Genomic DNA, 20294 nt, shown 5'->3' with positions numbered 1-20294 from the left:
CGTCCCCGTGGACTACGCTGTGGAGCCGGCCGGTGGGGTGGACCCTGGACCATGTCCTCTACCGGACCTCGGTGACCGGCCGGTCAAACGTGCCGGCTACCGGACCGGTGATTTTCGCCGGCAACCACATCAGCTTCCTGGACGGACCGGTGATGTTCGGGGCCTCGCCGCGGGCCATGCACATCCTGGTGAAGAAGGAAATGTTCACCGGCTTCCTCGGCCGGATCCTCCGGGCCTCCGGCCAGCTCGCGGTCGACCGCTCGGGCGACCGGGAGGCCCTCCTTGCGGCCAAGGGCGTGCTCGACGCCGGACGGTGCATCGGGATCCTTCCCGAGGGGACGCGGGGGAGCGGCGAAGCCTCCGCGATCAGTAACGGAGTCGCCTGGCTCGCGCTGAACTCCGGCGCGACAGTGGTCCCCGTCGCCATCCTCGGCACGCGCCGGGCCGGCGAACACCTCGACACCGTTCCGCGGTTCCGCCGCCGGCTGCACGTCAGCTTCGGCGGAGCCCTCAACGTCAGCCGCAGGCCCGGCGAGACCGGGCGTGTTTCAATGGACAGGGCCGGAACCGAGATCCGCGCCGCGCTGGCCCGCCACGTCCAGGACTCGATCCAACTAACCGGGCAGCCCCTGCCCGACGCGGATTCCCCGCAAGAACGTCATGAAGCAGTAGCCGGGACGCCGGCAGATCACCCCATAAGGAAAGTGCAATGAGCGATACGACTCAAACCTCCGGCCAGTTTGGCGCCGGCGAAGACGAATACACGCCCACCGGCACGGACCAGGTGGCCGAGCACCTTGCCGCCCTGGACGATGAGGAAGCAGAGGTCCGCGCGGCCTCCCTCCGGGCCGGCCTGGACGACTACGAACTGGACGAAGACGACGCCGCCCTCCTGAGCGGCGAGTACGACGACGAGGACTTCGACGGCCCGGTCAAGCTTGATCCGGTCCTGGCCATCATCGGCCGGCCCAACGTGGGCAAGTCCACCCTGGTGAACCGGATCCTCGGCCGCCGCGAAGCCGTGGTGGAAGACACCCCCGGCGTCACGCGTGACCGCGTGATGTACTCGGCCACCTGGAACGGCCGGAACTTCACCGTCGTCGACACCGGCGGCTGGGAGCACGACGCCCGCGGCATCCACGCCCGCGTCGCCGAACAGGCCGAGATGGCCGTGGAACTCGCCGACGCCGTGCTGTTCGTCGTCGACTCCGCCGTCGGCGCCACCGCCACGGACGAGGCCGTCGTCAGGATGCTCCGCAAGTCCAAGAAGCCCGTCATCATGGTGGCCAACAAGGTCGACGACTTCGCACAGGAAGCCGACTCGGCCCGGCTCTGGGGCCTCGGCTTCGGCGAGCCGTACCCGGTCTCCGCCCTGCACGGCCGCGGCGTCGCCGACCTGCTGGACCACGTAATGGACACCCTGCCCGAGTTCTCCACGATCGAGGGCCTGGAGCGCTCCGGCGGCCCGCGCCGCATCGCGCTGATCGGGCGCCCGAACGTCGGCAAGTCCTCGCTGCTGAACAAGCTGGCCGGCTCCGAGCGTGTTGTCGTGGACAACACCGCCGGCACCACCCGTGACCCGGTCGATGAGTTCATCGAGCTCGGCGGCCGCACTTGGCGCTTCGTGGACACCGCCGGCATCCGCCGCCGCCAGCACATGGCACAGGGCGCCGACTTCTACGCCTCGCTGCGCACCCAGAGCGCGCTCGAAAAGGCGGAGGTCGCCGTCGTGCTCCTCGCCGTGGACGAAGTGCTCAGCGAGCAGGACGTCCGGATCCTGCAGCTGGCCATCGAATCCGGCCGTGCGCTGGTTCTGGCCTTCAACAAGTGGGACCTGCTGGACGACGAACGCCGCACCTACCTGGAGCGTGAAATCGAGCAGGACCTGGCCCACGTGGCGTGGGCGCCGCGCGTCAACATCTCCGCGCTGACCGGGTGGCACAAGGACAGGCTGGTCCCGGCCCTCGACACCGCCCTGGAAAGCTGGGACAAGCGCATCCCCACCGGCCGGCTCAACGCCTTCCTGGGCGAACTCGTGGCCGCGCACCCGCACCCGGTCCGCGGCGGCAAGCAGCCCCGTATCCTCTTCGGCACCCAGGCCTCCAGCCGTCCGCCGAAGTTCGTGCTCTTCACCACGGGGTTCCTGGACCCCGGCTACCGCCGCTTCATCACTCGTCGGCTCCGCGAAACCTTCGGGTTCGAGGGCACGCCGATCGAGGTCAACATGCGTGTGCGTGAAAAGCGTGGCAAGAAGCGTTAATTCCGACACAGCTGCCCGTGACATGCTGAAAGTGTCACGGGCACCCTCCGGAATCGTGTAAGCTTTTGGAGGTGGTTCGGCCGGACTGCTCAGATGAAATCTTTTGGATATCCAAGGGAATGTCATGATGAGCGGAGAACGGTGGGACCAGCGGGCTGTAGCGCAGCTTGGTAGCGCACTTGACTGGGGGTCAAGGGGTCGCAGGTTCAAATCCTGTCAGCCCGACCAAAGAAACAGCAGGCCAGAGGCCGTTTGCGGAGAAATCCGGAGGCGGCCTTTCCTGCTTAACGATCGGAATGTAGCAGCGGTGGGGTAGCCGTCAGACATCCGGTCGATGGTTTGTAATAGCGCATGCTCACCCGAGAGCTCTTCCTCGCCGCTAATACTCTGGCACTCGTTGGCCGGGGGACCGGAAGCGCTCATTGCATCTCCCAACGGCGAATCGCGTCCGTCGAAGGAGGTACTCCGTAGCCTTATTACCTCGTTGCTGAAATCGTTGTGCGGCCGTCACTCAGCCAGCGATTGAGTTAGGGGGTCAAGCAGGGCTTGCTGAAGACCTAGGCTGAGTTGCGGTGGAACGTCGACGTCGACTGCGAGCGCGTGCACTGTACGGGCGATGAAGTTCCTCATGGCAGCGGCAAGGGCAATTTCCAGGATGTCCGCATCGCTGAATCCCAGATCCTGCAGGTGTCTGCTGTCTTGGTCGGTCATGGAGGCTGAGTCTCGGCTGAGTTTCTCAGCGAACTCCATCATTGCCACTTCCGCGGCCGATAATCCCGCGTTCTTGTAGTCGCGGGCAATCTTGATGAGTGTCGTTTCGTCGATGTAGTTCAAAGACTTTGCCCCATGTGCCAGCCGACAGTGCCGGGACCCGACACCTTGGGATGCGGCGAGTGTAATAAGTTCGTAGCGGCGTTTGTCCATTGGGCCCGCCACCGCCTCGATCAAAGAATTCCATGCCTTGTAGGCCTGGGGGTGTAGGGACATTACCTTGGTCTGGCTGGCGACATAGCCAAGGTCACGGATGTCCTCGGCATAGAAGGCAGCAGTTTCGCCGAAGGCCTCACCCTCCGGAATTGTTTGGATAACCGTCATTTCTCTCTCCTAAAGAGTTTCGATACTTATCATCGTGCACCCCTTTCCCGATAAGGGCACGTCCTTCGAAGTGCCTTTATCGGACTGAGGGTAGCCGGGACAGTCGTGGGTCGGGGTTTCACGACCTATCGCGGTTACAGGACCCACTCGCTTCCAGTACGTGATAAGTGACCGACCTGCCGCAACGCGGCGCAGGCGCTCCAATGTGCTGGCGACCCCTCCACTGCGCCGGGGCACGTCCAAAAGTCGTGCGCCCGCCCAAATCCGCTACTTTCCGCGAAGCGATTCATCCGCGCTGGTGAGCCCGGGGCCGACGCCGTCACCAACCACCGCGCGTCGGTGTGTGTCCCTTTCGGGCGTCGTCGGGCATGGCCATTTCGGCCCGCAGGCCCAGGAGCCGGATCGGACGGCCCACCTCGATTACGGCTGCGAGGTCCAGGGCCCGCGCGAGGATTTCGTTCCGCTCGAATGTCTCGGGAATCTTCCTCGCATGGGTCGTGGTGACGAACGGTGCGTACCGAACCTTGAGCGTCAGCCCAACCACGGGCCGTCCTTCGGCCACAACATCCTCAAGGACACGTGCTGTCAGCTCCCTGACGGCGTCGTCCACCTGGGCGGGTTCGGTCAGGTCCCGCTGGAACGTGGTCTCCCGGCTGTGCCCGCGGGCAATCCACGGGGTGTCGTCCACTACGCTGGCGCCGTCCCCGCGTCCGAGCTCCGCGTACCAAGGACCCATCCGGGGGCCGAACTCCGGGACCAGGTCCTGGGGGTCGGACGCGGCGAGCTCGGCGACTGTGTTGATGCCGAGTTTGGCCAGCCGGCCCGACACTTTGGTTCCGACGCCCCACAGGTCCTTGGTAGGCCGGCTGCCCATGACGTCGAGCCAGTTCCCGGCCGTGAGACGGAAGACGCCGGCCGGCTTGCCGAAACCGGTGGCGACCTTGGCCCGGACCAGGGTGTCGCCGATGCCCACGCTGCAGTGCAGCCGCGTTCGTGCCAGGACAGCGGCTTGCACCTGCCGGGCGTAGGCTTCCGGGTTCTCTGTCTCGGTGCCGACAAAGGCTTCATCCCAACCCAGCACCTGCACGGTGGCCCCGGGCTGCGCGCGCAGGGTAGCCATCACCGTTTCAGACGCCGCGAGGTAGGCCTCCTGATCGACGGGCAGGATCACGGCGTCGGGCACTTTCCGGGCCGCAACCCGCAAGGGCATTCCGGAACCCACGCCGAACGCCCTGGCTTCGTAGGATGCGGTCGACACCACAGCTCGTTCGGTGGGGTCGCCCCGGCCGCCGACAATGATCGGCTTGCCCGCAAGCTCCGGCCGCCGGAGCACTTCGACCGCCGCGATGAACTGGTCGAGATCGACGTGCAGCACCCACCGGATTCCGCTCACGCCACCAGTCTGCCCTAAACACCCCCGGCAGGGCATCTCGAAAGGTGCGCCTATTTCAGGAAGCGGGAGGTGCGGCGGTCGGCCAGGATCTTCCCCTTCGTCTGGCAGCCCGGACAGTATTGCAGGGCGGTATCCGCAAAGGACACCTCGCGGACGATGTCCCCGCACACCGGGCACGCCTCGCCGGTCCGTCCGTGGACCCGCATGTGGCTGCGCTTGGCGTCCTTGAGTTCGTGCGGCGGTTTGCCGGCGGCCTCCCGCAGGGCTGTCCCCAGGATGCTGTGGATGGCTTCGTAGAGGTCCTGCACCTGTTCCCGGTCCAGGGATTTGGCGGCGGCGAAGGGGGAGATCCTCGCGGCGTGCAGGATCTCGTCGCTGTAGGCGTTCCCGATGCCCGCCATCACGCCCTGGCTCCGCAGCACGCCCTTGATCTGCTGGGAACTGCCCGCCAGGATCCCCGCGAGGGCGTCGACGTCGAACCCTTGACTGAACGGGTCCGGACCCAGGGCGGCGATGCCGGGAACGTCGTGCGGATCGCGGACCACGTAGACGGCCAGGCTCTTTTTGGTGCCCGCCTCGGTCAGGTCCAGGCCCAGCGGCCCGGATGCACCGGAAAACAACAACCGTGCCGCGAGATAGCCCTTGCCCATTTTCAGCGGAGTGTCGTGCGGCGTGTCCGTGAAGCGGACCCAGCCGGCCCGGGCCAGGTGGAAGACCAAATACATGCCGTCGGCCTCAAGGCTGACGAACTTCCCATAGCGGCGCACGCCGGTCACGGTCCTGCCCTCCAGTTCGGAGAAGGGCGGATCGGCCGTTTTGAGCACCGCAAAGGAGACAAGCTGGATCTTCGTGACAACGGCCCCGCGCAGCTGCCCGGCGAGAAAATCCGTCAGCGCCGCGACTTCTGGAAGCTCAGGCATTGCCTAGCCGTTACCGGCTTGATCGGTCATCGCCCCATCATGTCAGAGTCCTCCCCGGGCCTGGCCGGATATGCCTATACTTTCACCGGCGGACAGTTCCATCGCCGCCGTCGACATTGGTGATTGACCCGAGGAAAGGCCCGTCATGAGCAACATTCCCGAAGAGCTGTCCTACACCGCAGAGCACGAGTGGGTATCTGCGCCGAACGCCGACGGTGTTGTGCGCGTGGGCATCACCGATTTTGCCCAGGACGCGCTTGGGGACGTGGTCTACGCCCAGATGCCTGAGGTCGGCACCACCATCAAGGCAAACGACGTCGTCGGCGAGGTCGAATCCACCAAGAGCGTCAGCGACATCTACGCCCCGGTTTCCGGGGAAATTGTCTCGCGCAACGAGGCCCTGGACACCGACTCCGCGCTGATCAATTCCGATCCGTATGGCGAGGGCTGGCTGATGGAAATCAGGCTGGCGGAGGCCGACGCGGTCGAGTCACTGCTCAGTGCATCGGAGTACGAACAACAGGTAGGCTAAAGCAAAGCCCATTCGGGCCGGGTCGTTCGCTAAGCCGTTGGGAAACCAGCGAAACAACGCCCCTACCGAGGGTGAATCCCGGATCTGCCAGGCTTTTCCGGACGGCATGCGTTGTTTGCGGGGGGACACCTGCAGCGAATGGAGGAATCAATGTTTGGGCACGAACGCAACAACACCGGTGACGGTCATGGCACGGGTGGAGTGAAGGCGTCGGAGACCACGTCGATTAACCTCACCCCGGTCCGCGACGAACCGACCTTCGTTCCGAAGCTCACGGCCGAGGAGTGGGCCGCGGTTGAGGCGCTGCCGCACGGTTCCGCGCTGCTGGTTGCACACAGCGGCCCCAACATCGGCGCCCGCTTCCTGCTGGACACGGACATCACGACGGCGGGCCGGCACCCGGACGCCGACATCTTCCTCGACGACGTGACGGTTTCCCGCCGGCATGTCGAGTTTCGCCGCACGGCGCGCAGCTTCGAAGTCGTGGACACCGGAAGCCTGAACGGCACCTACGTGAATAACGACCGGGTCGACAGTGTCGAACTGAAGTCCGGCAACGAAGTGCAGATCGGGAAGTTCCGTCTCACCTTCTACCTGAGCCCTGCCCGCGCAGCAGGCAACGTCTGATTCCGGGGTAGCTGCCTGTGGCCATGGCACAAGCGGAACGGCGCGGACCCCAGGTTCTGAACATCGGGGAAGTCCTGGCTCAGCTGAGCGACGACTTCCCCAGCATGACCGCGTCGAAAATCCGGTTCCTGGAGGAAAAGGGCCTGATCAACCCCCGGCGGACGCCGGCCGGATACCGGCAGTACGCCGAGAACGACGTCGAGCGGCTGCGTTTCGTGCTGTCCCTCCAGCGCGACCAGTACCTGCCGTTGAAGGTCATCAAGGACTACCTCGATGCCATCGACCGCGGGGAGCGTCCGGAGAACCTGCCGCCCGGGGTTACGGTGTCGCCGCGGATCGTCTCCGAGGACCTGGCGTCCGAACTGCACAGCCGGGTCCGCCGGCTCAGCGAGGAGCAGCTCCGCGCCGAGTCCGGCGCCAGCGTGCCGCTGGTCGAGTCGCTGCTGAGCTTCGGCCTGATCGGCCACGTCAATGGAAAATTCGATGAGCACGCCCTCCAGGTCGCGCGCGCCTGTGTCCAGCTGGAGGGCCACGGACTGGAACCACGGCACCTGCGGCCGTTCCAGGCCGCCGCCGAACGCGAGTTCGGGCTGGTGGAGCGTGCCGTGGCGACCCTGACCTCGCGCAAGGATGCCGCCTCCCATGCCCGCGCCGCAGAAGCAGCCCGGGAGATCAGCGAGCTGTGCCTCACACTGCACCGGGCCCTGGTTCTGGACCGCATCTCGAGGATGGACAACTGATGATTGAGGTGGAGATTGTAGGCGTACGGATTGAACTTCCGTCCAACCAGCCGCTCGTCCTGCTCAAGGAGATCCACGGTGAGCGGCACGTGCCGATCTGGATCGGCACTCCCGAGGCCAGCGCCATCGCACTGGCCCAGCAGGGGGTGGTGCCGCCGCGCCCTATGACCCACGACCTGCTGATCGACGTCGTCGAAGCGCTCGGCCACGCCATCGTCAGCGTCAACATTGTGGCCGTGGAGGACAACATCTTCTACGGCCAGCTCCAGTTCGACAACGGGACCACGGTCAGTTCCCGGGCCTCCGATGCCCTGGCTCTGGCCCTCCGGGCCAAGTGCCGCATCTGGTGCGCCGACGCCGTGATGGAAGAGGCAGGTGTCCGGATCACCGAACACGACGAGGGCGAGGACACCCACCCCGGGCCCGCCGTCGACGAAGAGGGGGAGCTGCGCCGTTTCCGCGAGTTCCTCGACGACGTCGAACCGGAGGACTTTGCCGGCTGAGGCCACGCCCCCGGGAACGGCAAAGGTTAAAGTCGAGAATGAAAGTTTCGACACGCCCCGGCATTACCTCGAACGTCTTTGACCTTCGGCCCCGGCAGGCCTAACGTCAGAAGTACAAGTTCCCATTGCACGCAACAGCCGCTCAGGTCACACTGGAGAGTGCAGATCCGGCAGAATTACACGGATGAATTTTATCCACCTGTGTTTTGTTTAGCTAGTAACAACTGGTTGTTGCTGCATTTTCGCAGGGGAGCCAAGACAAGGAGGATCCACGTGAGTCCGAAAGGCGAAGCGGGCGAGCTCAAGCAGCCCTCGACGGCTGGTATTGCCGTGCCCGCCAGTGGTGCCCAGGGCCTGCTGTTCACCGAGGACCTCCCTGTTCTGGATGAGGATGCGGGCTACCGCGGTCCTACCGCCTGCAAGGCGGCCGGCATCACCTACCGCCAGCTGGACTACTGGGCGCGCACCGGGCTGGTCGAACCCGCCGTCCGCGGCGCCGCCGGTTCCGGCTCCCAGCGACTCTACGGTTTCCGCGACATTCTGGTGCTCAAGGTCGTCAAGCGCCTCCTCGACACCGGCGTGTCCCTGCAGCAGATCCGCACCGCCGTTGAGCACCTCCGGGAGCGCGGCGTCGAGGATCTGGCCCAGATCACCCTCATGAGCGACGGCGCCAGCGTGTACGAATGCACCTCGGCGGACGAAGTGATCGATCTCGTCCAGGGCGGGCAGGGCGTCTTCGGGATCGCCGTCGGCCGCGTCTGGCGGGAAGTGGAAGGCAGCCTCGCAGCCCTTCCGAGCGAACACGCCAGCGACCAGTCCTTCCCCGGCGACGAGCTCAGCAAGCGCCGCGCCGCCCGCAAGATCAGCTAGCCCAGCAACCAAGCAGGCAAAGTTGGCTGGCGCGCAGACCGCCACACCACCAGCACTGCACAACACCGTCCCCCCACAGCAACGCGGGGTCACTAAACGCCCATCTTGGCCTGCCGGATGGGCGTTTAGTGACCCCGCGTTGGTGTCGTTTTGGGGTCTGCTCCGCGGTGCCGGTGCCCGGGTCCCGGCTGCCGGTGCCCGGGTCCCGGGTCCCGGGGCGGTTGCCGCTAGCGCTGGCTGCGGTTGCGGACCAGGCCTGCGCCCGCCAGATCCCCTGTGCCTGCGCCGTTGCCGACCAGGTTCGCCAGCAGGGCGTCGAACAGGGCGGCGGCGTTCTTGGCCGAATCTCCCGGCCAGTGGTGGATGGAGTGCGCCGCGCCCTGGATCTGCTGCCAGTTGGCCTGCTCCGGGATGTGCGGGGACAGCAGCAGCGGGCCGAACATGGACTCCATCTCGGCGAGCCGGAAGGTGTGCTCGGAGGAACCGCTGCGCACCCGGTTGGCGACGATGCCGGCGGGGGAGAGGTTCGGGGCGAATTCCTGGCGGAACATCTGGATCGCCCGCATGGTGCGTTCCGTGCCCGCGACAGAGAAGAGGCCGGGTTCGGCGACGAGGACCACCTTGTCGCTGGCGGACCAGGCCATCCTGGTCAGCCCGTTGAGGGAAGGCGGGCAATCCACGAGGACCAGCTGGTACTTGGACGCGCCGGCCAGCACGGCGGAAAGCCGGCGCAGGTCGCGGCGGCCCAGGTCGGGGCGGTCGTAGATGCCGGTGTAGGCGGAACCGACGGCCACATCGAGGACGGAGGCTGACCGGCCGGCAGGAGCTCCGCTGGTGGCGGACATGCGCTCCACCCAGCCGCTGGGGACCACGTTCTCGGCCAGGCGGGCACGCCGGGGAGCCTTGAGCATCCGGCCGATGTCCAACTGGTCACCCGGCCGGACACCAAGCGCCGTACTCGCATCGGCGTGCGGATCAAGGTCGACGACGAGGGTGGGGATGCCGGCGGCCAATGCCGCGGATGCCAATCCGGTGGTCACCGATGTCTTGCCGACACCGCCTTTGAGGCTGCTGATGCTGACTACTTGCACTTGAAAAACCAATACCTAACGCCGGTTGCCGGGACGGGGTCCTGCCGGCTCCTGCGTTCTCCGGAACCGGGGCGTGCTGCGCCACCCACCCCTCATCATATGTTGCCGCCCTGCCGAAACCTGCCTTATCGGGTGCCGGGGCGGACAGATCACAGATATGCTTCTGCCGGGACCGGAACCCGCCTGCGCCTAATCCGGCACACGTGACGCGCGTCGCTGTGACGGCCGACACAATAATTTGTGTTTGCCCGGCCACCTCTTAGACACTGTGACCAATTACCGATACACCCGCGATGATGCAGGAGAAGTATGTTTTCGAAAATTCTGGTGGCCAATCGCGGCGAAATCGCGATCCGTGCCTTCCGTGCCGGCTACGAACTGGGCGCCAAGACTGTCGCCGTCTTCCCGAACGAGGACCGCAACTCGATCCACCGCCAGAAGGCGGATGAGGCCTATCTGATCGGCGAAGAGGGCCACCCCGTCCGGGCCTACCTCGACGTCGACGAGGTGGTGCGCGTGGCCAAGGAATCCGGCGCCGACGCCATCTACCCCGGGTACGGCTTCCTCTCGGAGAACCCGCGCCTGGCCCGGGCCGCCGCGGAGGCCGGCATCACGTTCGTCGGGCCGCCGGCGGAGGTCCTGGAACTTGCCGGCAACAAGGTCGCAGCCCTTGAAGCCGCCCGCAAGGCCGGCGTCCCGGTGCTGAAGTCCAGCCAGCCCTCGAAAGACGTCGACGAGCTCATCGCAGCCGCCGACGTGATCGGCTTCCCCATCTTCGCCAAGGCCGTCGCCGGCGGCGGCGGGCGCGGGATGCGCCGCGTGGACACCCGCGATGCCCTGCCCGAGGCGCTGCAGGCCGCCATGCGCGAAGCAGACGCGGCCTTCGGTGACCCGACCATGTTCCTGGAGCAGGCAGTGCTGCGCCCCCGCCACATCGAGGTGCAGATCCTGGCCGACGCCGAGGGCAACGTGATGCACCTCTTCGAGCGTGACTGCTCCATCCAGCGCCGCCACCAGAAGGTCATCGAGATCGCCCCGGCGCCGAACCTGGACGAAGGCATCCGGCAGGCGCTCTACCGCGACGCCGTGAAGTTCGCCAAGGCGCTGAACTACGTCAACGCCGGCACCGTGGAATTCCTCGTCGACACCGTCGGGGAACGGGCCGGCCAGCACGTGTTCATCGAAATGAACCCGCGCATCCAGGTTGAGCACACCGTCACCGAGGAAGTCACCGACGTCGACCTGGTCCAAGCCCAACTGCGCATCGCCGCCGGCGAGACCCTCGCGGACCTGGGACTCTCCCAGGAGACCGTCAAGCTCCGGGGCGCCGCCCTGCAGTGCCGCATCACCACGGAGGACCCGGCCAACGGCTTCCGGCCCGACGTCGGCAAGATCACCGGCTACCGTTCAGCCGGCGGCGCCGGCGTCCGGCTCGATGGCGGCACCGTCTACTCGGGTGCCGAGATCAGCCCGCACTTCGACTCCATGCTGGTCAAGCTGACCTGCCGCGGCCGCGAGTACCCGGCAGCCGTGGCCCGGGCCCGCCGGGCCCTCGCCGAGTTCCGCATCCGCGGCGTCTCCACCAACATCTCGTTCCTCCAGGCCGTGCTGGACGACGCCGACTTCATCGCCGGCAACGTGGCCACCAACTTCATCGACGAACGCCCCGAACTGCTCAAGGCCCGGGTCTCCGCGGACCGCGGCACCAAGCTGCTGACCTGGCTGGCCGAAGTCACCGTGAACAAGCCCAACGGCGAGCTCACGGTCCACAGCGATCCGGCCGCCAAACTCCCGGACCTGGACGACACCGCTGCCGGGCCCGGCTCCCGCCAGCGGCTGCAGGAACTGGGCCCGGACGGCTTCGCGAAGGCCCTCCGCGCACAGGATGCCGTCGCCGTCACCGACACCACCTTCCGCGACGCCCACCAGTCCCTGCTCGCCACCAGGGTCCGCACCCGCGACCTCGTGGCAGCCGGCCCGGCCGTCACCAAGCTCCTGCCGGAACTGCTCTCCGTTGAGGCCTGGGGCGGAGCCACCTATGACGTTTCGCTGCGGTTCCTCGGTGAGGATCCCTGGCACCGGCTCGCTGCGCTGCGCAAGGCGCTGCCGAACGTCTGCCTGCAGATGCTCCTGCGCGGCCGCAACACGGTCGGCTATACCCCGTACCCGGAAGAAGTCACGGTCGCGTTCGTCAACGAGGCAGCCGCCACCGGCATCGACATCTTCCGCATCTTCGACGCGCTCAACGACGTCAACCAGATGGCGCCTGCGATCCGCGCGGTCCGCGAGACCGGCACCGCCGTCGCGGAAGTCGCGCTCTGCTACACCGCCGACATGCTGGATCCCGACGAGACGCTCTACACACTGGACTACTACCTGGAGCTGGCGCAGAAGATCGTCGACGCCGGCGCGCACATCCTGGCGATCAAGGACATGGCGGGCCTGCTGCGGCCCGCCGCCGCTGCCCGCCTCGTGAGTGCCCTGCGCGAACGCTTCGACCTCCCGGTCCACCTGCACACGCACGACACGGCGGGCGGACAGCTGGCCACCCTGCTGGCGGCCGTCGACGCCGGTGTCGACGCCGTGGACGTGGCCTCGGCCTCGCTGGCCGGCACCACCAGCCAGCCCTCGGCCTCCGCCCTGGTCGCCGCGCTGGCCCACACGCCGCGGGACACCGGGCTGAGCCTGGCGAGCGTATGTGCCCTGGAACCGTACTGGGAAGCCGTCCGCCGTGTCTATGCACCGTTCGAATCGGGCCTCCCGGGCCCCACCGGACGGGTCTACCAGCACGAAATCCCCGGCGGCCAGCTCTCCAACCTGCGCCAGCAGGCGATCGCGCTGGGCCTCGGGGAGCGGTTCGAGGCCATCGAGGACATGTACACCGCGGCCGACCGGATCCTCGGCCGGCTTGTGAAGGTCACCCCGTCCTCCAAGGTCGTCGGCGACCTGGCCCTGCACCTGGTCGGCCTCAACGCCGATCCGGCGGACTTCAACGAGAACCCGCAGAAATACGACATCCCGGATTCCGTGATTGGCTTCCTGTCCGGTGAGCTGGGCGACCCGCCCGGAGGCTGGCCGGAACCGTTCCGCACCAAGGCCCTGCAGGGCCGCACGGTGAAGGTCCGCGACGTCGAGCTCAGCGCCGAGGACAGCGCCGCACTCAACTCGGACTCCCGGACCGTGCAGCAGACGCTCAACCGGCTGCTCTTCGCCGGCCCGACCAAGGACTACCAGAAGAGCGTGGAGTCCTACGGCAACCTCTCGGTGCTGGACACCCGCGACTACCTCTTCGGCCTGCAGCGCGGCGCCGAGCACGAGATCGAGCTGGAGAAGGGCGTCCGCCTGATCGCCTCGCTCGAAGCGGTCTCCGAACCGGACGAGAAGGGCATGCGCACCGTGATGTGCACGCTCAACGGGCAGTCCCGCCCGGTCGTGGTCCGGGACCGTTCCGTCGTCAGCAACGTCAAGGCCGCCGAGCGCGCCGACACGTCCCAGCCGGGCCAGGTGGCCGCACCGTTCGCCGGGGCCGTCACCCTGACCGTCAAGGCCGGCGAGGCGGTCAAGGCCGGCGACACCGTCGCCACGATCGAAGCCATGAAGATGGAGGCGTCCATCACGACGCCGGTGGCCGGCACCGTCTCGCGCCTCGCCGTCGGGGCGATCGAACAGGTCCAGGGCGGGGACCTGCTGCTCGTCGTCGAATAGCCGCAGCAGCACCCAGCACAACGACAACATCCAGCGCCACGAAGAAGGGTCCTTCCGGCCGAGGCTGGAAGGACCCTTCTTCTACAAGCAACGCGGGGATCCTTCCGGCCCATCTGCGGGCGCAGGATGGCCGGAAGGATCCCCGCGTTGGCTTGGGGTGGTGCCGGTTAGAGCTGGGTGGGACGCGGGGTGCCGTACATCTCCTCGATGACGTTCTCGAAGTCCTTCATCACCTGGGCGCGCTTGACCTTCATCGAGGGCGTCAGGTGCCCGGAGGCCTCCGTGAAGTCCGCCGGCACGATCCGGAAGGACTTGATCGCTTCGGCCTGGGACACGGACTGGTTGGCGGCGTTGATGAGCTCCTGCACGGCGGCCCGGACGGCGGTGTTGTCGGTGGCTTCGGCAACGGTCGTTGATGCGGGCAGCCCGTGGCGGTGCAGCCAGCCGGGCAGGGCCTCCTCGTCGAGGGTGACCAGCGCGCCGATGAAGGGTCGGTTGTCGCCCACCACCAGCACCTGCGAGACCAGCGCGTCCGCGCGGATCTGGTCCTCCAGCAGGGCCGGCACGACATTCTTGCCGCTGGCCGTGACGATGATTTCCTTCTTGCGCCCGGTGATGGTCAGGAAGCCCTGCGCGTCGAGGTGTCCGATGTCGCCGGTGCGGAACCAGCCATCGACGAAGGACTCCGCGGAGAGGTCCTCGCGCTTGTAGTAGCCGCGCATGACGCACACGCCCTTGGCCAGGATTTCGCCGTCGTCGGCGATCTTGACGGCGTTGCCGGGAATCGGGGCGCCGACGGTGCCGATCTTGATCAGCTCGGGCGTGTTCACGGTAACGGGGGCCGTCGTTTCGGTCAGCCCGTAGCCTTCCAGGATCTGCATGCCGATGCCCTGGAAGAAGTGGCCCAGCCGCTCGCCCAGCGGGCCGCCGCCGGAGACGGCGTGGGCAACCTCGCCGCCCATCGCGGCGCGGAGCTTGCTGTAGACCAGCTTGTCAAAGACGGCGTGCTTGAGTTTGAGCCCGAGGCCGACCTTGCCGGCCTGGCGGGCGCGGGAAAATTCGATGGCGGTGTCCGCCGCGCGGTGGAAGATGGCGCCCTTGCCGCCGTCCTCGGCCTTGGTGAGCGCCGAGTTGTAGACCTTCTCGAAGACCCTCGGGACCGCCAGGATGAAGGTTGGCTTGTAGCTCTGCAGGTCCGGCAAGAGGTTCTTGATGTCCGGCGTGTGGGCCACCGTGACGCCGCCGGCGACCGCCAGGACCGAGATGAAGCGCGCGAACACGTGGGCGAGCGGCAGGAACATAATGGTCCGGGCCTGCTCGTGGACGATCTTGTTCAGCGAGGTGGCCAGCGCGTTTTCGGACAGGCTCACGAAGTTCCCGTGGGTCAGCTCGCAGCCCTTGGGCCGGCCGGTCGTGCCTGAGGTGTAGATAATCGTGGCGAGGTCGTCGAGGGTTGCGAGGCTGCGCCGGGCCTCAAGCTCCTCGTTGCTGACCGTCGCACCGGCGGCGCGGACTTCGTCGAGGCCGGCTCCCTCAAGCTGCCAGACGTGGGCCAGTTCGGTGAGGCCCTCGGAGGTGGCAGCCTGCCGGATGATGGCCTCGTGGTGGGCGGACTCGCCGAACGCGGCGACCGCGCCGGAATCACCCAGGTTCCAGGCGACCTGCGAGGGGGAGGACGTCTCATAGATCGGCACGGAGACGGCACCGGCGAACCAGATGGCGAAGTCGATCAGGGCCCACTCGTACCGGGTGCGGGACATAATTCCCACCCGGTCGCCGGCCCCGACGCCGCTTGCCATCAGGCCCTTGGCGAGCAGTGACACATCGGCCAGGAACTCGGCGGCGCGGATGTCCTGCCACGTTCCGGCGGCGTCGAGGCGCGAGAACAAAGCCGGGTTGGTGGCCTTCGCCGCCTGGCGCAGCACCAGGTCGGTGACGTTCGTTTCCGGGGGGACGTTGACCAGGGGCGGGACACTGATTTCTCGCACGTTAGCTCCTTTGATATCCATTGACCCGCGAGGGGTACGACTAACACTAGTATGCGGTCCAAGGCATGTGTGATCCACCACACCTACCGGCGAGTAACTTTACGCGGAATAGGATAGTGAACCATGCACACACCTCCACCCGGCCAGCAGCCCGGACCGTACCGCAGGACAGCCGCCTGGCGACGCAGGGGGCTGGCAGGCGCGGCGGCCGCACCGGCCGGCCAGGGTTTGCGTGAGCACCTGCGGCTGGGCCGCAAAGGCCTCGCCATCGGCGTGGACATCGGCGGGACCAAGGTCGCGGCCGGCGTGGTCGACGCGGAGGGACGGATCCTGGCCCAGGCCAAGCGGTCCACACCGGGCAATGACCCCCGCGCGGTCGAACAGGTGATCGTGGAGCTGGTCGAGGAACTGGGCGAAGGCCACCGGATCTGGTCGGTCGGGATTGGTGCGGCCGGCTGGATGGACCTCGACGGCGGCACGGTGCTGTTCAGCCCGCATCTGGCCTGGCGCAACGAACCGCTCCGGGACAACCTGCAGCGGCTGCTCCGCCGGCCGGTGCTGCTGACCAACGACGCCGACGCGGCGGGCTGGGCGGAGTGGCGTTTCGGCGCAGGGCAGGGCCAAAGCCGTCTGGTCTGCATCACACTCGGAACCGGAATCGGCGGTGCGATGGTGATGGACGGCCGGCTCGAACGCGGACGCTTCGGCGTGGCAGGGGAGTTCGGCCACCAGATCATCATGCCCGGCGGCCACCGCTGCGAGTGCGGCAACCGGGGCTGTTGGGAGCAGTACGCTTCCGGCAACGCGCTCGGCCGGGAAGCCCGGGAACTCGCCGCCGCCAACTCACCGGTGGCCCAGGAGTTGCTCAAGGCGGTCGACGGCCACGTGGACCGCATCACCGGCGTGATTGTCACCGAGCTGGCCAAGTCCGGCGACCCGACCTCTCGGGAGCTGCTCGAGGAGGTGGGGGAATGGCTCGGACTGGGCCTTGCAAACCTGGCCGCTGCCCTGGATCCGGGCAAGTTCGTGATCGGCGGGGGACTCTGCGACGCCGGCGAACTGCTGGTCGGCCCGGCCCGGAAGGCTTTCGCCCGGAACCTGACCGGCCGCGGCTTCCGGCCCGCGGCGGAGATCGACCTCGCGGCGCTCGGTCCGAACGCCGGCCTGATCGGTGCCGCGGACCTTTCCCGGGTCAGCAGCCGCATGCACAGTTAGCGGCGTGCCCCTGGATGCGTGCCCCGGGATGCTTGCAGCTGGATGTGTCCGCCTGGATGCGCGCGCCGGGATGCATGCAGCTGGATGTGTCCGCCTAGATGCGTGCGCCGTCGTCGTGCTCGTCCTTTTCACCCGGCAGCTTCATGATCAGGAACACCAGCGACGCCGCAAAGGCGGCCACCATTCCGAGGATCGCCAGCAGCGGGGCCGAACGCCAGAACATCGCCGACATGAGCAGCGCAACCGGACCGCCGACTGCCCCCAGCCACGCCAGCACGGTCAACGGGTCGGTCCCGGCCAGGCTGGGCGGTTCCTCCGGCACGAACTCGCCCGGCGCCGACAGGTCCTCATCCGCGGACTCGTAGTCGCGCGGCCCCGGCGCAGCCTGGGCACCCACGGCGTCCGGGTCCTCTGAGGCGGATGCGGCCGCCTGGCTCCGCTCCAGCCGCTCCCTGGCGGAGAGTTCAACCGGCGCCCCGAAGGAAAGTCCCAGCGGGTCGAAGTCGCTGAAGGGACGGGGCGCTGCGGCCCGGCCGGCCGCGGCGGGTCCATCCTTCCCGGCGGTGGTGCCGGTGCCATCTGTCAGGGCTGTCCCGGCTGGGGCGTCTGTGCCGCCGCCGGTGCCGGCTGAGCCGTCTGGGCCCCCTGCGCTGTCAGTGGCTTCCCGGCCTTCCGCGGCCCCGGCCCCTGCCCCGGTGCCCGCGGCCTCGTCCCGGCCTTCCAGCCGGGCGACGAGATCCAGCCAGACGGCATCGTCCTGGTTGGCGCTGGAATCCGGGTCCGGAGAGTTGGCGTCCGGTCTACTCATCTGCCGTGTCCTTTTGGCTCGCGTGGGCGTCCGGGGTGCCTCCCGCGGCCAGCGACCGGATGAATTCGGCCGAGCCGCGGAAGATCATAGGCGCGTCGTTGTCCATCGTAGCCACGTGGTAGCTGTTTTCCAGCCGGATCACCTCCAGCGGGGCGTGGGTCAGGCCGCGGCGCAGGGCCACTATGCTCGCGTCGGAGACCACATGGTCCACCGCGGAGCGGTACACCCGCACCGGAGCAGTGATCCGCGGGAGCAGCCGCAGGGTGTCCTTGAACATCTTGTTCAGCTCGTGCGCCGCGGCGACCGGCGTCCGGGAGTACGCCCCCTCGTCGATGCCCTCCTTGAGGATGTCGTTGGCGATCGCAGGGGTGCTCTTGAGCACGAATTTCAGGATGCCTGCCAGCGGCGCGCGGGGATCGTCAATGACCAGGCCCGGGTTTACCAGCACGGCCCCGGCCACCGGGCGGGTGGCGGCAATCCGCAGGGCCAGGGCCCCGCCCATGGACAGCCCGGCCACGACCACCTGCTCACAGTCCGCGGCAAGTTCAAGGTAGGCGGCGTCGAGCGCCGCGTGCCACTCCGGCCAGCGCGTCCGGGCCAGCTCCTGCCAGCTGGTGCCGTGCCCGGGCAGCAGCGGCATCCGCACCGCGAAGCCTTCCCCGGCCAGCGACCTGGCCCAGTCCCTGACGCCGTGTGGGCTGCCGGTGAAACCGTGCGACAGCAGGACTCCGGTGCGCGGGCCGCTTCCGGTGAACGGGCTGCTGAACGGCGTGTGGTCCAGGGGGATGGTCATGGCTTCTCCGGGGCTGGGGTGGCGGGCTTCTCTGGTGGCTCCGCGGACTGGGCCGCGGCGGCTGAGTGGTGCAGGAAGAACCGGACGGACTGCTCGAAGATCAGCGGGGCGTCGACGTCGAGGGTCGCCACATGCCCGCTGTCCGGCAGTCTCACTACCGACAGCTCCCGCGACCCGAGCCGCTTCCGCAGCAGTTCGATCGAGGAGGGCGGAACCACGATGTCGGTATCCGACTTGAACACGAGCGCCGGGGCGGCGACATTGGGAAGCTCGCGCAACGCCGCCTTGAAGAGCCGGCTCAGCTGGTGGACGGCTTCCAGCGGAGTCAGTGAGTAATCGCCGTCCTCTGTCACGGCCGCCGTCGGGTTCGGCTCCTGGACCGGAACGGTCGTGCGCCGGACGTGCTTGAGCAGCCCGATGTAGCGCACCCGGCGGTCATAGAAGCTCAGTCCAGGGTTAACGACGGCGACTCCGGTGACGGAATGGCGCGCCGCGGTGCTCAAGGCGATAGTGCCGCCCATGGAGAGTCCTGCCACGTAGCAATGCCGGGTTTCGGCGGCGAGCTCCAGATAGGAGGTCTCGAAGGCCCGGTACCAGTCCTGCCAGCCATGGCGGGCCAGATCGCGCCAGTCCGTGCCGTGTCCCGGCAGCAGCGGGACAGACACCGCAAAGCCCTGCCGGGCCAGATGCTCCGCCCACGGGAGGACGCTCAGGGGGCTGCCGGTGAAGCCGTGGCAGATCGCCACGCCGATGCCCGCGTTGGCGCCGTGGCCGGGAGATCGGAACGCCGCGGGCGCCAGGGGAGTGCTGCTTCCGGTCATGAGCCCATCGTGTCACTGTTCCGGACGAAACTCACTAGAGTAGGGTGTCATTGCAGTGCTGGCCGGTTCCGCTGCGGGGCCCCCGCCAGACGCCTTCCGGAGAGGTTCACCACGTGTTTTATTGGTTCATGAAGACGTTCGTTCTCGGACCTGTCCTCAAAACACTCTTCAGGCCCTGGGTCAAGGGCCTGGACAACGTCCCCGCCGAAGGCGCCGCGATTCTGGCCTCCAACCACCTCTCGTTTTCCGACTCGATCTTTATGCCGCTGATGGTGCCCCGGCCGGTGGTCTTCCTCGCCAAATCCGAGTACTTCACCGGCAAGGGGATCAAGGGCAGGCTCACGGCCACCTTCTTCCGGCTGACCAACCAGCTTCCGATGGACCGCTCCGGCGGGGCGGCGTCAGCCCGCTCGCTCGACGCCGGCATGGACGTGCTGAAAAACGGGTCGCTCCTGGGCATCTACCCCGAAGGCACCCGCAGCCCGGACTCCCGGCTGTACCGCGGCAAGGTGGGGGTGGCGCGGCTGGCGCTGCAGGCCCGCGTCCCCGTGATCCCGGTCGCGATGATCGGCACGGACAAGGTCCAGCCGATCGGCAAGCGGATGCCCAACATCCGGCGCATCGGGATGATCTTCGGCGAGCCGCTGGACTTCAGCCGCTACTACGGCATGGAGGACGACCGGCTGATCCAGCGGTCCGTAACCGACGAGATCATGTACGAACTGATGCGCCTCTCCGGCCAGGAATACGCCGACGAGTACGCCGCCGTCGTGAAGCTCCGGCTCGCCGGGAAGGTCACCGAGGTTCCGGAAGACGGCACCGCCGGCGACGGTCCGGCAGCACCCGGGAGTCTCTGAGCGGACCGTGTGACGTAGCCGGCGCAGTCAATGACGGCCCCGGGCGACGATCCCCGCCGCGGCAACTATCCTTAGA

18 protein-coding genes and 1 tRNA gene are annotated in these 20294 nt (G+C 67.4%); 11 read left to right on the top strand and 8 right to left on the bottom strand.

From position 1 onward, the window contains the following. The first annotated feature begins 32 nt into the window (after positions 1 to 32). The 3 genes from AC50X9_RS16030 to AC50X9_RS16020 all read left to right on the top strand — a co-directional run bounded on the left by AC50X9_RS16030 (position 33) and on the right by AC50X9_RS16020 (position 2488). A complete protein-coding gene (locus AC50X9_RS16030; RefSeq protein WP_494894994.1) occupies positions 33 to 713 on the top strand; it encodes a lysophospholipid acyltransferase family protein in 681 nt (226 codons plus the stop codon). Next, positions 710 to 2260 carry a ribosome biogenesis GTPase Der gene (gene der / locus AC50X9_RS16025; RefSeq protein ID WP_494894939.1) on the top strand — a complete coding sequence of 517 codons (1551 nt, stop codon included), beginning with the start codon at positions 710 to 712 and terminating at the stop codon, positions 2258 to 2260. Before AC50X9_RS16030 ends, der begins: the two co-directional genes overlap by 4 nt. Positions 2261 to 2411: 151 nt before the next feature. Further along, a tRNA-Pro gene (locus tag AC50X9_RS16020) sits at positions 2412 to 2488 on the top strand. Between the two features lie 279 nt (positions 2489 to 2767). Here the strand turns inward: AC50X9_RS16020 and AC50X9_RS16015 are convergent. From AC50X9_RS16015 to AC50X9_RS16005, 3 genes are all read right to left on the bottom strand, one after another. After that, positions 2768 to 3355 (bottom strand): carboxymuconolactone decarboxylase family protein, encoded by a 588-nt coding sequence (locus AC50X9_RS16015; RefSeq protein ID WP_494894937.1) that lies wholly within the window; start codon positions 3353 to 3355, stop codon positions 2768 to 2770. Between the two features lie 319 nt (positions 3356 to 3674). Then, positions 3675 to 4784 (bottom strand): DNA polymerase IV, encoded by a 1110-nt coding sequence (locus tag AC50X9_RS16010; RefSeq protein ID WP_494894935.1) that lies wholly within the window; start codon positions 4782 to 4784, stop codon positions 3675 to 3677. A gap of 14 nt (positions 4785 to 4798) precedes the next feature. Then, a complete protein-coding gene (locus AC50X9_RS16005; RefSeq protein ID WP_494894933.1) occupies positions 4799 to 5668 on the bottom strand; it encodes an Fpg/Nei family DNA glycosylase in 870 nt (289 codons plus the stop codon). A gap of 145 nt (positions 5669 to 5813) precedes the next feature. On the opposite strand from AC50X9_RS16005, the gene gcvH reads away from it, so the two are divergent. The 5 genes from gcvH (at position 5814) to AC50X9_RS15980 (ending at position 8940) form a co-directional block, all read left to right on the top strand. Continuing rightward, positions 5814 to 6200: a glycine cleavage system protein GcvH gene (gcvH, locus tag AC50X9_RS16000; RefSeq protein ID WP_494894931.1), complete on the top strand. Its 387-nt coding sequence runs from the start codon at positions 5814 to 5816 to the stop codon at positions 6198 to 6200. 150 nt (positions 6201 to 6350) lie between these two features. Then, on the top strand, positions 6351 to 6827 hold the full coding sequence (locus AC50X9_RS15995; RefSeq protein ID WP_494894929.1) for an FHA domain-containing protein: 477 nt from the start codon (positions 6351 to 6353) through the stop codon (positions 6825 to 6827). 23 nt (positions 6828 to 6850) lie between these two features. Further along, entirely contained in the window at positions 6851 to 7567 is a 717-nt protein-coding gene (gene ftsR / locus AC50X9_RS15990) for a transcriptional regulator FtsR (protein ID WP_494894927.1), read from the top strand. Further along, positions 7567 to 8070, top strand: a complete 504-nt coding sequence (locus AC50X9_RS15985; protein WP_494894925.1) for a bifunctional nuclease family protein — start codon at positions 7567 to 7569, stop codon at positions 8068 to 8070. The genes ftsR and AC50X9_RS15985 overlap by 1 nt, the downstream gene beginning before the upstream one ends. A gap of 273 nt (positions 8071 to 8343) precedes the next feature. Then, positions 8344 to 8940 carry a MerR family transcriptional regulator gene (locus tag AC50X9_RS15980; protein WP_494894923.1) on the top strand — a complete coding sequence of 199 codons (597 nt, stop codon included), beginning with the start codon at positions 8344 to 8346 and terminating at the stop codon, positions 8938 to 8940. Positions 8941 to 9167: 227 nt separating this feature from the next. Here AC50X9_RS15980 and AC50X9_RS15975 read toward each other — a convergent pair whose 3' ends face one another. After that, on the bottom strand, positions 9168 to 10031 hold the full coding sequence (locus tag AC50X9_RS15975) for a ParA family protein (RefSeq protein ID WP_494894921.1): 864 nt from the start codon (positions 10029 to 10031) through the stop codon (positions 9168 to 9170). 309 nt (positions 10032 to 10340) lie between these two features. Between AC50X9_RS15975 and AC50X9_RS15970 the strand changes: the two genes are divergently transcribed. After that, positions 10341 to 13736: a pyruvate carboxylase gene (locus AC50X9_RS15970; RefSeq protein ID WP_494894919.1), complete on the top strand. Its 3396-nt coding sequence runs from the start codon at positions 10341 to 10343 to the stop codon at positions 13734 to 13736. A 167-nt stretch (positions 13737 to 13903) separates the two neighbouring features. On the opposite strand, the gene AC50X9_RS15965 is transcribed toward AC50X9_RS15970, so the two are convergent. Next, complete coding sequence (locus tag AC50X9_RS15965; protein ID WP_494894917.1) at positions 13904 to 15724, bottom strand: AMP-dependent synthetase/ligase; 1821 nt, start codon at positions 15722 to 15724, stop codon at positions 13904 to 13906. 123 nt (positions 15725 to 15847) lie between these two features. On the opposite strand from AC50X9_RS15965, the gene AC50X9_RS15960 reads away from it, so the two are divergent. Next, the gene (locus AC50X9_RS15960) at positions 15848 to 16939 is read left to right on the top strand and encodes an ROK family glucokinase (protein ID WP_494894915.1); all 1092 of its coding nucleotides are present in this window, start codon (positions 15848 to 15850) and stop codon (positions 16937 to 16939) included. A gap of 94 nt (positions 16940 to 17033) precedes the next feature. Here the strand turns inward: AC50X9_RS15960 and AC50X9_RS15955 are convergent, their stop codons facing one another. The 3 genes from AC50X9_RS15955 to AC50X9_RS15945 are packed head-to-tail and all read right to left on the bottom strand — an operon-like array spanning position 17034 to position 19361. Then, positions 17034 to 17747 (bottom strand): hypothetical protein, encoded by a 714-nt coding sequence (locus tag AC50X9_RS15955; protein ID WP_494894913.1) that lies wholly within the window; start codon positions 17745 to 17747, stop codon positions 17034 to 17036. Further along, positions 17740 to 18540 carry an alpha/beta hydrolase gene (locus tag AC50X9_RS15950; protein ID WP_494894911.1) on the bottom strand — a complete coding sequence of 267 codons (801 nt, stop codon included), beginning with the start codon at positions 18538 to 18540 and terminating at the stop codon, positions 17740 to 17742. The genes AC50X9_RS15955 and AC50X9_RS15950 overlap by 8 nt, the downstream gene beginning before the upstream one ends. Next, the gene (locus tag AC50X9_RS15945; protein ID WP_494894910.1) at positions 18537 to 19361 is read right to left on the bottom strand and encodes an alpha/beta hydrolase; all 825 of its coding nucleotides are present in this window, start codon (positions 19359 to 19361) and stop codon (positions 18537 to 18539) included. The genes AC50X9_RS15950 and AC50X9_RS15945 overlap by 4 nt, the downstream gene beginning before the upstream one ends. Before the next feature lie 113 nt (positions 19362 to 19474). On the opposite strand from AC50X9_RS15945, the gene AC50X9_RS15940 reads away from it, so the two are divergent. Then, the gene (locus AC50X9_RS15940) at positions 19475 to 20218 is read left to right on the top strand and encodes a lysophospholipid acyltransferase family protein (protein WP_494894908.1); all 744 of its coding nucleotides are present in this window, start codon (positions 19475 to 19477) and stop codon (positions 20216 to 20218) included. Positions 20219 to 20294 lie beyond the last annotated feature (76 nt).

The organism is Pseudarthrobacter sp. HLT1-3, from assembly GCF_059383535.1.
Note: the sequence above shows the minus strand (reverse complement) of the source record. Positions and strands in the feature narration are given on the sequence as shown.

Excerpts from the sequence above, each read along its gene's own strand:
- AC50X9_RS16010 (WP_494894935.1), bottom strand. The coding sequence starts at position 4,784 with ATGCCCTGCCGGGGGTGTTTAGGGCAGACTGGTGGCGTGAGCGGAATC.
- ftsR (WP_494894927.1), top strand. The coding sequence starts at position 6,851 with ATGGCACAAGCGGAACGGCGCGGACCCCAGGTTCTGAACATCGGGGAA.
- AC50X9_RS15970 (WP_494894919.1), top strand. The coding sequence starts at position 10,341 with ATGTTTTCGAAAATTCTGGTGGCCAATCGCGGCGAAATCGCGATCCGT.
- AC50X9_RS15995 (WP_494894929.1), top strand. The coding sequence starts at position 6,351 with ATGTTTGGGCACGAACGCAACAACACCGGTGACGGTCATGGCACGGGT.
- AC50X9_RS15955 (WP_494894913.1), bottom strand. The coding sequence starts at position 17,747 with ATGAGTAGACCGGACGCCAACTCTCCGGACCCGGATTCCAGCGCCAAC.
- AC50X9_RS16005 (WP_494894933.1), bottom strand. The coding sequence starts at position 5,668 with ATGCCTGAGCTTCCAGAAGTCGCGGCGCTGACGGATTTTCTCGCCGGG.
- AC50X9_RS15960 (WP_494894915.1), top strand. The coding sequence starts at position 15,848 with ATGCACACACCTCCACCCGGCCAGCAGCCCGGACCGTACCGCAGGACA.
- AC50X9_RS15950 (WP_494894911.1), bottom strand. The coding sequence starts at position 18,540 with ATGACCATCCCCCTGGACCACACGCCGTTCAGCAGCCCGTTCACCGGA.
- AC50X9_RS16015 (WP_494894937.1), bottom strand. The coding sequence starts at position 3,355 with ATGACGGTTATCCAAACAATTCCGGAGGGTGAGGCCTTCGGCGAAACT.
- der (WP_494894939.1), top strand. The coding sequence starts at position 710 with ATGAGCGATACGACTCAAACCTCCGGCCAGTTTGGCGCCGGCGAAGAC.
- AC50X9_RS15945 (WP_494894910.1), bottom strand. The coding sequence starts at position 19,361 with ATGACCGGAAGCAGCACTCCCCTGGCGCCCGCGGCGTTCCGATCTCCC.
- gcvH (WP_494894931.1), top strand. The coding sequence starts at position 5,814 with ATGAGCAACATTCCCGAAGAGCTGTCCTACACCGCAGAGCACGAGTGG.
- AC50X9_RS15985 (WP_494894925.1), top strand. The coding sequence starts at position 7,567 with ATGATTGAGGTGGAGATTGTAGGCGTACGGATTGAACTTCCGTCCAAC.